We start from the raw sequence: 11163 nt of genomic DNA on the forward strand, positions 1-11163 counted from the left end.
CAAAAAAGTCAGTCCCAGAACCGCAATGTCCGCAGTCGCCACCGCCATCAGCGCCAAGGCCGCAGCCGCTCCCCAGAGCGGCGCGCGGTTGCTCGTCTCCACCCTGGACCGGTTGGGCGTCGAGGTGGTGTTCGGCTATCCGGGCGGCGCGATCATGCCGGTCTATGACGCCCTGACCGGATCGAAGCTGAAGCACATTCTGGTGCGTCACGAGCAGGGCGCGGCCTTCGCCGCCGACGCCTATGCCCGAGCGACCGGGAAGGTCGGGGTCTGTATGGCGACCTCGGGTCCAGGGGCGACCAACCTGATCACCGGCATCGCCAATGCGATGATGGATTCGGTGCCGATGGTCTGTATCACCGGCAACGTCGCCACCCACCTGATGGGCACCGACGCCTTCCAGGAGATCGACATCCTGGGCGTCACCCTGCCGCTGGTGAAGCATTCGTGGGTCGTGCGACACCCGGCCGACGTCCCCGCCGTCATCGAGGAAGCCTTCCACGTCGCCCGCTCGGGCCGCCCCGGTCCGGTCCTGGTCGACCTGCCCAAGGACGTTCAGGTCGGGATGACTTCGGACGATTTCGGGTTCCATTACCCCAACGACGTCACGCCGCTGGATCACGCCGCGATCGCCGAGGCGGAAACCTTGATCCGCGCCGCCGAACGTCCGCTGATCTATATCGGCGGCGGGGTGAAGATCGCCGGCGCCGTCGAGGCCCTGCGAGACTTCGCCGAACGCACCGGCATCCCCTCCGTCTCGACCCTGAACGCCCTGGGCTCGATCCGCACCGACGCGCCGGGATTCCTGGGCATGCTGGGTATGCACGGCACGCGCGCCGCCAACGAGGCGGTTCAGGACTCGGATCTGTTGATCGTCTTCGGCGCCCGGTTCGATGACCGCGCCACCGGCAAGCTGAACGAGTTCGCGCCTCATGCGAAGGTGGTTCATTTCGATATCGACCCAGCCGAGATCGGCAAACTGCGCGCCGCCCACGTTCCTGTCATCGGCGACATGAAGGCGGGCATCGAAGCCCTGACGGCCCGGATGGCTGGCTCGGAAAAAGGGGGAGCGTCTCTGACCATCGATCCGTGGATCATCCGCTCGACCTCGAACGCGAAACGGAACGCCTTCCGTTACGACGCGCCGGGCGAGGGGGTCTACGCCCCGGCCCTTTTGAATGAACTGTCGAAGACGGCGGGCGACAGCTTCATCGCCGCCTGCGATGTCGGCCAGCACCAGATGTGGGTGGCCCAGCACTGCGCGTTTTCGCGTCCTGAATCCCACCTGACGTCTGGCGGCCTGGGCGCGATGGGCTACGGCCTGCCGGCCGGCCTGGGCGCCAAGCTGGCCAAGCCCGACGCCCACGTCGTCACCATCTCCGGCGACGGCAGCTTCATGATGAACATCCAGGAGCTGGCGACCCTGCGTCGCTACGGAGTGGCCCTGAAGATCGTTCTACTGGACAACGCCTCCCTGGGGCTGGTGCGACAGTGGCAGGAGCTGTTCTTCGCCGAGAACTATTCCGAGGTCGACCTGTCGGACAATCCCGACTTCGTCGCCGTGGCCCAGGCCTTCGGGATCGAGGCCTTCATGATCGACCGGCGCGACCAGGTCACCGACAGCATCGCCCGCCTGCTGGCCGCGCCCGGTCCGTGCCTGATGCACGTCTTGATCGACCCCAAAGAGAACGTCTGGCCGCTTGTCCCTCCGGGCAAGTCCAACGGCGAAATGATGCACGACACGCGCTTCGAAGGAGACATGGGATGACCGACACCATCCAGATCCAGATCGACCGGGCCGACGGCTCGCTCCAGCGCCTGATCGGTCTCGTGGAGCGTCGGGGCTTCCACATCGACGGCATGAGCCTGTCGGACGAGGGCGCGATGCGCCGTGTCCAATTGCAGGTTCGCGGCCGTGACGAGGGACGCTGCACCGAGAACCTGGGCCGCCAGATCGACAAGCTGATCGGCGCCACCCGCGTCGGCTTCGCCGCCTCGCCCTACGTCTATCAGAGCGGTGTGGCGGCATGACCGGCTCTATCATGGACCGAGTAGCCACCGACCCCAACCGGGTTATCGTCTTTGACACCACCATGCGCGATGGCGAACAGGCTCCGGGCTTCTCCATGTCGCCTGATGATAAGGTTCGCATGGGCCGCACGCTGAAAGCCCTGGGCGTCGATGTCATGGAGGCCGGTTTCGCCGCCGCGTCTCCGGGCGACGAGGATTGCATCCGCGCCGTTGTGGGCGAGATGGCCGAGGACGACAGCGGCCCGGTCTTGTGCTCTCTGTCGCGGTCGAACGAGGGCGACATCGATGCGTCGTATCGCGCCCTGCGCGGAACGAAGCGTAGGCGCTGCCACGTCTTCATCGGCACCAGCCCGATCCACCGCGCCGCCAAGCTGCGGATGACGCCGGATCAGGTGCTGGCCCAGGCCGTGCGCTCGGTCGAATACGCCCGCACCCATTTCCACGACGTCGAGTTCTCGGCCGAGGATGCGATCCGCACCGAACCGCAGTTCCTTGCCGAGGTGCTGGAAGCGGCGGCAGGCGCCGGGGCCTCGACCCTGAACGTGCCCGACACGGTCGGCTATGCCACGCCGGACGAGATCGCGAGCCTGTACCGGTTCCTGATCGCGCGGATCCGCCCGAACTTCCCGAACGTGATCTTCTCGACCCACTGCCACAACGACCTCGGCCTGGCCGTCGCCAACAGCCTGTCGGCCATCGAGGCGGGCGTGCGTCAGGTCGAATCGACCATCAACGGCATCGGCGAACGCGCCGGCAACGCGGCGCTGGAAGAGGTCGTCATGGCCCTGCGCGTCCGCGCCGAACGCTATGGCGTCACGACCGGGATCGACACCACAAAGCTGCTGGAAACCAGCCGCACACTGAGTGAGGTCACCCACTCGCCGATCGTGCGTAACAAGGCCATCGTCGGCATCAACGCCTTCGCCCACGAGGCCGGCATCCACCAGCACGGCATGTACGCCGATGCCCGCACCTATGAGATCATGCGTCCCGAGGATGTCGGCTTCTCGGGCAGCTTCTTCGTGCTGGGCAAGCACTCGGGCCGGACGGCGGTGCAGAAGCGGGCCGAGGTGCTGGGCTATCCTTTGACTGGCGACCACCTGAACGACGCCTTCGCCGCCTTCAAGACGCGGGCGGATGAGATCGGCGAGATCGACGACGCCGAACTGATCGCCATCTGCACGGCGACGCAGAGGCATGCGCATGTCGCGGCCTGACACCCGCGTGCCCCGGACTCTGTTCGACAAGGTCTGGGACGCCCACGTCGTCACGCCGGAAACAGCCGAGACGCCGGGCGTCCTCTATATCGACCTGCATCTGGTCCACGAGGTCACCAGCCCCCAGGCCTTCACCGAGATCGAGGCGAGGGTGCTGACGGTCCGTCGCCCGGATCGGACCTTCGCGACCCTGGACCATTCGACCCCGACCCTTCCGGCCATCGACGGCGAGCGGCCGTATGTGACGGCCGAGGCGAAGTCTCAGGTCACGCGGCTGGAAGAGAACTGCGCCCGCCACGGTATCGACCTGGCCGGCTGGGGCTCTCCGGATCGCGGCGTTGTCCATGTCATGGGGCCGGAGCTGGGCCTGACCCAGCCGGGGATGACCGTCGTCTGCGGCGACAGCCATACGGCGACGCATGGGGCCTTCGGGGCGCTGGCCTTCGGCATCGGCACGTCGGAAGTCGGCCATGTGCTGGCGACCCAGTGCCTGTTGCAGCGCAAGTCCAAGGCCATGCGGGTGACGGTCACCGGCGCCCTGAAGTCGGGCGTGTCGGGCAAGGATATGGCCTTGGCCGTCATCGCCGAACTGGGCTTCGGCGGCGGCACCGGCTTCGTCATCGAATACGCCGGCGAGGCGGTACGGTCTCTCGACATGGAAGGGCGGATGACCCTTTGCAACATGTCGATCGAGGCAGGGGCGCGGGCGGGAATGATCGCGCCGGATGCCGTGGCCATCGACTGGCTGCGGGGACGCAAACATGTGCCGCAAGGCGAGGCCTATGAGGCGAAGGCGGCGGAGTGGCTGACGCTGGTTACCGATCCGGGCGCGGTCTTCGACGCGGAGATCGTGATCGACGGCGCCGCCATCCGCCCGATGGCGACATGGGGCACGACGCCGGACGCAGGTTCGCCGATCGGGTCGCGCGTGCCCGAGCCCAAATCCGACAGCGACCGCAAGGCCCTGGCCTATATGGGGTTCGAGGCCGGCGAGACGACGACGACCCAGGCGGTCGACGTGGTCTTCATCGGCTCCTGCACCAACGGTCGGCTGCCCGACCTGCGCGCGGCGGCCGAAGTGCTGCGGGGGCGCAAGGTGAAGCCGGGCGTCCGCATGCTGGTCGTGCCGGGCTCCGAGGCCGTGCGCCGCGACGCCGAAGCCGAGGGCCTGCACAAGGTCTTCACCGAGGCGGGCGCCGAGTGGCGCATCCCCGGATGTTCGATGTGCATTGCGATGAACGGCGACTTCGTCCTGCCCGGCCAGCTGGCCGTGTCGACGTCCAACCGCAATTTCGAAGGCCGCCAGGGCAAGGGCGCCCGCACCATCCTGGCCAGTCCGGCGACGGCGGCGGCCACGGCCATCGCCGGGGTGCTGACCGATCCGCGAGTTTATCTGAGCGAGACCGCGCATGCCTGAACCCCTGAAAATCCTGACCTCGCGGACGCTGGTCCTCACGCAAGCAAACATCGACACTGACCAGATCATCCCGGCGCGGTTCCTGACCACAACCGAGGCCACGGGTCTGGGTCAGAAGGCCTTCTACGACTGGCGCTACGAGGCCGACGGCTCGGCGCGGCCGGAAGCGGTGCTGAACCGGATCGATCCGGCCGAGCATCGCATCCTGGTCGTCGGCGACAATTTCGGGTGCGGCTCGTCGCGCGAGCATGCGCCCTGGGCTCTGTACGACTACGGCTTCCGGGCCGTGATCTCGACCTCGATCGCCGACATCTTCACCTCCAACGCCCTGAAGAACGGCTTCCTGCCCGTCGTCGTCGATCAGGCGGCCTGGGAGGATCTGGTCGCCAACCCGGAACAGGTCGTCACCATTGACCTGGAGGCCGGAGAGGTCCGCCGGGGCAACCATGCGCCGGTGACCTTTGTAGTCGAGCCCTTCGCGCGCCAGTGCCTGCTGGACGGCGTCGACACCCTGGGCTGGCTCCAGAAACACATGCCTGACATTGAATCCTACGAGCGTACCCATTCCCCGGAGCCCGCGTGATGCCGAATACCCAGACCTACAACATCGTCCTGTTGCCCGGCGACGGCGTGGGGCCGGAGGTGATCTCGGCGGCCAGGGACGTGCTGCGCGTCATTGCCGACTTCTACGGCCACAGGTTCGAGTTCCAGGAGCATCTGATTGGCGGCGCCGCCATCGACGCGACCGGCGATCCCCTGCCGCCGGAGACGACAACTGCCTGTCTGGCGGCTGACGGCGTACTGCTCGGCGCGGTCGGCGGACCCAGGTGGGACGGCGGGGCGCGGCGCCCGGAAGAAGGACTGCTTGGCATCCGCAAGGCGATGGGACTGTTCGCCAACCTGCGTCCGCTGCAGGTATCGCCGGTCCTGGCGCACCGCTCGCCGCTCAAGAAGGAGATCGTCGAGGGCGTCGACCTGATCGTCTTTCGCGAGCTGACCGGCGGGGTCTATTTCGGCGAAAAGACCCGCACCGATACGATGGCCTCGGACCTGTGCATCTACACCGTGCCCGAGATCGAGCGCATCACCCGCGCCGCGTTCAAGACCGCCCTGCAACGGCGCGGCAAGGTTACGTCCGTCGACAAGGCCAACGTCATGGAAACCTCAAGGCTGTGGCGGGAGGTCGTGACCCGCATCCATGCCGAGGAGTTCCCGGAGGTCCAGCTGGAGCATGCCCTGGTCGACTCCATGGCCATGCATTTGATCCGCAAGCCGCGAGAGTACGACGTCATCCTGACGGAAAACATGTTCGGCGACATCCTGTCTGACGAGATTTCCGTACTGGGCGGCTCGATCGGCCTGTTGCCGTCGGCGTCGCTGGGCGAATCGGGACCGGGCCTGTTCGAGCCGATCCACGGCTCGGCGCCGGACATTGCCGGCCAGGACCTGGCCAACCCGGTCGGAACCATTCTGTCGGCGGCGATGATGCTGCGTCACAGCCTGAACCTGGACGACGAGGCCTCGTCGATCGAGGCGGCGGTTGCGGCCGTGCTGGCCGCTGGCGCCACGACGGCGGACCTGGGTGGCGAACTGGGCACACGGGCGGCGGCGGAGGCGATCATCGACGCAATCCGGGCCATCCACTGGGCCGCCGCGCACCGGGTTCAGATGCACTGGGGTTAACCTTTTCATCATAGCTGCGGCGCGCGAAACGATTGCGCGCCGCAGCGACAGCTAAGGTAATAACTTGCCGTGCATGGGTGTGTAACCCACGACACGCACACGAAAATTGCGCCGGATACGGCTCAACCTCTTGCGTCTCTCGCGTTTGCGGTAAACAGTTCGCAACTGCGAGATCACACGGGGGATGCATTCATGTCGCAGTTCTTCAATCGGCTACCGGGCATCCTTGCCCTCTGTCTTCTAACCATCGGACTCTTCTACACGGGGGGCGCCTTCGCCCAGGAAGCCGCTGCGCCGGCCCCGACCACCGAGGCCGCAGCTCCGGCCACTCCGATCGCGGAGGCCGCCGCTGCGGTCGAAGCCGCCGCCACCGAGGTGGCCGAGGCGATCGTTCCCGAGGAAGAAGCAGCCGCTCCCACGCTTCTGGCCCACCAGGCCGCGCTCGAGCTCGACGCCGCCGGCACCAGCTGGCTGGGTACCTCGACCGCACTGGTCCTGCTGATGACCCTCCCCGGTCTGGCCCTGTTCTACGGCGGCATGGTCCGTCGCAAGAACGTCGTGGCCACCATCACCCAGTCGGTCGGCGTGTTCGCCGTCGTGACACTGGTCTGGTTCATCGCCGGCTATTCGATCGCCTTCGGCGCCAACGCCGACCCGGCACTCCAGCCCTATATCGGGGGCTTCGACGCCCTTTTCCTGAACGGCATTTCCCTGCAGACGGCCAACGCCCTGCTGCCCGGGATTCCCGAATTCCTGTTCATCTCCTTCCAGATGACCTTCGCCATCATCACGCCGGCCCTGATCACCGGCGCCTTCGCCGAACGGTTCAAATATTCGGCCCTGCTGCTGTTCACCGCCCTGTGGTCGCTGCTGATCTACGCACCGATCTGCCACTGGGTCTGGGGCGGCGGCTTCCTCGGTTCGGCCGGCGTGCTGGACTTCGCCGGCGGCGCGGTCGTTCACGTCAACTCGGGTGTCGCGGGCCTGGTCTGCGCCCTCTTCCTGGGTCGTCGTAAGGGCTACGGCACCGACGTCATCACGGCTCACAACCCTGTCCTGACCATGATCGGCGCCTCGCTGCTGCTGGTCGGCTGGATCGGCTTCAACGCCGGTTCCGCGGGCGCGGCCAACGAGCTGATGGGCGTCGCCCTGCTGAACACCATCCTGGCCGCCGCCGCCGCCGCCCTGACCTGGAAGATTGTCGAGGTCATCGAGAAGAAGAAGGTGTCGCTAATCGGCATGCTGTCCGGCGTCGTCGCCGGTCTGGTCGCCATCACCCCCGCCGCCGGCTTCGTCGATCCGAAGGGTGCGGTCATCATCGGCCTGATCGCCGGACCGGTCTGCTACATCTCCTCGGTGTGGATCAAGAAACTGCTCCGCTATGACGACTCTCTGGACGCCTTCGGCATCCACGGCGCAGGCGGTCTGATCGGCGCCCTGCTGACCGGCGTGTTCGCCACGACCGCGATCAACAGCCTGGGCGAAGGCGCCAACATCCCGACCCAGGCCCTTGGCCTGGCCTGGACCATCGCCTATTCGGCGGTCGGCACCTTCATCATCCTGATCATCTGCAAGTTCACGACCGGGCTTCGCGTGACGGATGCGCAGGAAGCCGAAGGCCTCGACACCACACTCCACGGCGAAGCCCTGGAACACTGACGACGGTTCCGCCGGGCGCGACTTTCCTCGCGCCCGGCAGCCAATCTGACAGATTCAAACAGAACACACGGGGATACCGAGATGAGACTGCAAGCTTCCTGCGCGGCCCTGGCCGCCGCGATCGCCACCCTGGCCACGGCCGGCGCCGCTTTGGCCCAGGACGCGGAGTTCGCCTTCAACGCGGCGGCGACCAACGACTACGTCTTCCGCGGCGCCAGCCAGTCCAACGAGAACTTCGCCCTCTCGGGTGGTGTCGATATGACCATCGGCGGCCTTTACAGCGGCGTCTGGGCCTCGACCGTCGATTTCGGCGACGACACTTCGGCCGAGATCGACGCCTACGGCGGCTTCCGCTTCGAAGCGCAGGGCTTCGCCTTCGACCTCGGCGCGGTCGGCTATTTCTACGCTCATGACGACCAGGCCTCCGACTACGACTACGTCGAGGTGAAGGCCGCCGCGTCCCGCGCGATCGGCCCGGTGACCGCCGGCGTCGCCGTCTATTACTCGCCGGACTTCTTCGGCGTGGACGAGACCGCCACCTACGTCGAAGGCAATGTGGCGTTCACGCCGATCGACAAGGTCACGGTCTCCGGCGCCGTCGGCAAGCAGTGGCTGGACGTCACCGGCGACTACGTCACCTGGAACGTGGGCGCCGCCTACGCCTTCACCGATAGCCTGATCTTCGACGTCCGCTATCACGACACAGACGTCGACAACGCTCCGCTGTACGACGGCCGCGCGGTCGCCACGCTGAAAGTCCTGTTCTAGTCTTCCTCTGGACCAACCTGAAGACGCCGCCCCGGAGCGATCCGGGGCGGCGTTTTCGTTATCGGCTGTAGCGTTCTGCGACGGGAGCGTAGCGATCCCAGACCGCCCGGTCCGCCAGCGACCGTAACAGCTTCAGGTACTCCGCATGGCTCCAGGCCAAGGGGGTGGCGGAGTTGGTGCCCTGGCCGGGCTGATAACGGTGGACCGTCGGATCGCCGACCCCGTCCCAGATCTGTTCGGACAACAGGTAGCCGTCGTTGCCCATGGCCTCCATGCCGGCGACATAGGTCTCACGGATCGCGCGGATCTCGGCCTCGGACGCGCCGCCCTGAAGCGCCCGCGCCAGCTCGTAGTGACCCCGCTCGCCGGTGAAAATCGGCCACAGGCGACCGCGCTGGCCCGGCGTCATGCCCCCCAGGCCGTAGTTTCCGCCGGTCTCGATGTTCTCGCCGTAGCCGTCGTTGCCATAGCGTCTCCATGCCGGCGCGCCGCCGACGTCGTAGCGGACGCGCAGGCGATCCTCGCGCGTCAGGTCGTCGTATTCGGGCAGGGTGGCCAGGACCGACGGCGCGTCAGCCCGGCGCACGCCATAGCGCACCAGCTCCAGGAAGCCGCCGTCGATGATCTGATCCTCCGGCAGGGCGGCCTGGCCGTTATTCTCACCCAGCGGGGCGTGGTCGTTCGGGTCCTCGTTGCGGCTCAGGCGGACGAAATAGTCGCCGTCGCCCAGCGTCCCTTCGGTGGTGAACATCCGCGCCTCGACCTTCGACGCATAGTCGTCGGCGGCGGCCTGGTACCGGTGGGCGGAGGCGGCGTCGTCGGACGCCCGCGCGATCTCGGCGGCGACAGTCAGGCCGGTGATGACGGCGGCGGTGGTCGAGGGGGAGTAGCCTTCCTGTTCTTCCCAGCGCTCCTGCTGCGACCACGGCGGGGTGATGGTGCGGTCGTTCCAGTCGAGTGCGATCGTGCCGCCGTCCACCAGGAAGTCGGCGGCCGGCTTGATCATCCTGGTGTACATCAGCGCCATCTCTGCGTCGGACACCTCGCCCGCCTTCCACAGGCGCCAGCCCAGCATGATCGGCATGGCGGTCTGGTCCAGCTGGACCCCGACCCATTCGATCTGGCCGTCGACATGGGTCTTCTGCAGGAACCAGCCGGTCGCGCCAGTATTGCCCGGCGTCTCGGCCGTCACCTGAACCTGGGGCAGGTAGCGGAAGGCGGCGACGGGGGTCTCCGCATCGCCCAGCGCCATCAGGGCCATGGCCACCTGATAGAAGTCGCGCGGCCAGACGGCCTTGTAGCCGGTCGAGCTGTTGGTCGCGTCCACCGTGTCGCCCCACGGGTTGGAGAGGGAGGCGATCAGCGCGCCCGCATGGGTGCGGTCCTCCTGCACCTTCAACATGAGGGCCGAGGCGTAGGCCAGTTTGCCGCCGTCGGTGGACTGCTCCGCCAGGCGCGGCAGTTCTGTCAGGGAGCCGAGATAGTCCTCCCAGCCGACTGCTTCGCCCTGTCCGGTGAATGCCTCCAGCGCGCCGTCGAGGTCGGTCAGGGTCCCGGCTGCCTGGGCCTCGGCGCCGGCCGCGTTCTCGCCGAAGCCTATGACGTAATCGCGGCTCAGGGTCTGGCCCCGGCCCACCGTCGGCAGGGCGCCGGTCAGCATGATGTTGCCCGGCTCGGACCCTGTGGGGGCATAGGCGTGATCGAGACGCCCGTCGGCGAGGTCGGTCAGGCCGTCGGACGCACCCAAGAACCCGACGCTGGCCGCCTCGAACGGCGTGCTGGGCACGAGGCTCAGGGCGACGTCGCCCTCCATAGCGCTGAGTGACCGGGTCGAGGCCGCGCCGCGATCACCGACGCCCGTATTGGCCATATGCGGCTCTAGCAGCAGATACGGGGTGACCGGGCCGGACAGGGCGCGGATCATCGTGCGCACGACCAGGCTCTGGCGGTCAGGGTCGGTGTACACGTGCTTCTCGATCTCGAACCGGTCCTGCCTGTCCCGGGTGATCACGCGGTAGGCGGGCGACAGGGGGCGGCCTTCCGCGTCCGTGTGCAGGTATTCGATGCGCGAAGTGGTGTCGGTTCCTTCGACGGACAGACCGGTTCCGGTCATCACGGCGAAGCGCATCTGCTTGATCTGGGCCTCGTGGATCAGGCCGTACATGGTCTCGGTCAGGACCCCGTCGGCGATCGAGAACCAGACGCGGGAGACGGTCCCGGTGCGGCCGCCGTCGCGATACTGGCGGTCGACATAGGCCTCGTAGGAGGCGCCGACGCCTTGTTTGACGGCGCTGGACCAGGTCGGAACAGCGCCCGGCGCGCCGGGGGCGACGCCTTCGGCGATCTGCGGCGCGACGGCGACAGGGGCCGCGCTCATCGAAGCGCAGG

9 protein-coding genes are annotated in these 11163 nt (G+C 67.2%); 8 read left to right on the forward strand and 1 reads right to left on the reverse strand.

The window, feature by feature from the left end:
• Positions 1-25 precede the first annotated feature (25 nt).
• The 8 genes from ilvG to ACP7AZ_RS07220 all read left to right on the forward strand — a co-directional run bounded on the left by ilvG (position 26) and on the right by ACP7AZ_RS07220 (position 8775).
• On the forward strand, positions 26-1768 hold the full coding sequence (gene ilvG, locus ACP7AZ_RS07185) for an acetolactate synthase 2 catalytic subunit (RefSeq protein WP_426037478.1): 1743 nt from the start codon (positions 26-28) through the stop codon (positions 1766-1768).
• Positions 1765-2031, forward strand: a complete 267-nt coding sequence (locus ACP7AZ_RS07190) for an ACT domain-containing protein (protein WP_426037480.1) — start codon at positions 1765-1767, stop codon at positions 2029-2031. The genes ilvG and ACP7AZ_RS07190 overlap by 4 nt, the downstream gene beginning before the upstream one ends.
• A complete protein-coding gene (locus tag ACP7AZ_RS07195) occupies positions 2028-3248 on the forward strand; it encodes a 2-isopropylmalate synthase (RefSeq protein WP_426037482.1) in 1221 nt (406 codons plus the stop codon). Before ACP7AZ_RS07190 ends, ACP7AZ_RS07195 begins: the two co-directional genes overlap by 4 nt.
• Positions 3235-4665 carry a 3-isopropylmalate dehydratase large subunit gene (gene leuC, locus ACP7AZ_RS07200; RefSeq protein WP_426037484.1) on the forward strand — a complete coding sequence of 477 codons (1431 nt, stop codon included), beginning with the start codon at positions 3235-3237 and terminating at the stop codon, positions 4663-4665. The genes ACP7AZ_RS07195 and leuC overlap by 14 nt, the downstream gene beginning before the upstream one ends.
• Positions 4658-5248 carry a 3-isopropylmalate dehydratase small subunit gene (leuD, locus tag ACP7AZ_RS07205; protein ID WP_426037486.1) on the forward strand — a complete coding sequence of 197 codons (591 nt, stop codon included), beginning with the start codon at positions 4658-4660 and terminating at the stop codon, positions 5246-5248. The genes leuC and leuD overlap by 8 nt, the downstream gene beginning before the upstream one ends.
• Positions 5248-6348: a 3-isopropylmalate dehydrogenase gene (gene leuB, locus ACP7AZ_RS07210; protein WP_426037488.1), complete on the forward strand. Its 1101-nt coding sequence runs from the start codon at positions 5248-5250 to the stop codon at positions 6346-6348. The genes leuD and leuB overlap by 1 nt, the downstream gene beginning before the upstream one ends.
• Positions 6349-6540: 192 nt before the next feature.
• Positions 6541-8007 carry an ammonium transporter gene (locus ACP7AZ_RS07215; RefSeq protein ID WP_426037490.1) on the forward strand — a complete coding sequence of 489 codons (1467 nt, stop codon included), beginning with the start codon at positions 6541-6543 and terminating at the stop codon, positions 8005-8007.
• An 81-nt stretch (positions 8008-8088) separates the two neighbouring features.
• The gene (locus tag ACP7AZ_RS07220; protein WP_426037492.1) at positions 8089-8775 is read left to right on the forward strand and encodes a TorF family putative porin; all 687 of its coding nucleotides are present in this window, start codon (positions 8089-8091) and stop codon (positions 8773-8775) included.
• A 58-nt stretch (positions 8776-8833) separates the two neighbouring features.
• Here the strand turns inward: ACP7AZ_RS07220 and ACP7AZ_RS07225 are convergent, their stop codons facing one another.
• Positions 8834-11152, reverse strand: a complete 2319-nt coding sequence (locus ACP7AZ_RS07225; protein ID WP_426037732.1) for a glucan 1,4-alpha-glucosidase — start codon at positions 11150-11152, stop codon at positions 8834-8836.
• Positions 11153-11163: the final 11 nt, after the last annotated feature.

The organism is Brevundimonas sp. DC300-4 (genome assembly GCF_049897365.1).
Lineage (GTDB): Bacteria > Pseudomonadota > Alphaproteobacteria > Caulobacterales > Caulobacteraceae > Brevundimonas.

Coding starts and splice junctions, on each gene's coding strand:
- ACP7AZ_RS07220 (WP_426037492.1), top strand. CDS start 8,089: ATGAGACTGCAAGCTTCCTGCGCGGCCCTGGCCGCCGCGATCGCCACC.
- ACP7AZ_RS07190 (WP_426037480.1), top strand. CDS start 1,765: ATGACCGACACCATCCAGATCCAGATCGACCGGGCCGACGGCTCGCTC.
- leuC (WP_426037484.1), top strand. CDS start 3,235: ATGTCGCGGCCTGACACCCGCGTGCCCCGGACTCTGTTCGACAAGGTC.
- ACP7AZ_RS07195 (WP_426037482.1), top strand. CDS start 2,028: ATGACCGGCTCTATCATGGACCGAGTAGCCACCGACCCCAACCGGGTT.
- ACP7AZ_RS07215 (WP_426037490.1), top strand. CDS start 6,541: ATGTCGCAGTTCTTCAATCGGCTACCGGGCATCCTTGCCCTCTGTCTT.
- leuD (WP_426037486.1), top strand. CDS start 4,658: ATGCCTGAACCCCTGAAAATCCTGACCTCGCGGACGCTGGTCCTCACG.
- leuB (WP_426037488.1), top strand. CDS start 5,248: ATGCCGAATACCCAGACCTACAACATCGTCCTGTTGCCCGGCGACGGC.
- ilvG (WP_426037478.1), top strand. CDS start 26: ATGTCCGCAGTCGCCACCGCCATCAGCGCCAAGGCCGCAGCCGCTCCC.
- ACP7AZ_RS07225 (WP_426037732.1), bottom strand. CDS start 11,152: ATGAGCGCGGCCCCTGTCGCCGTCGCGCCGCAGATCGCCGAAGGCGTC.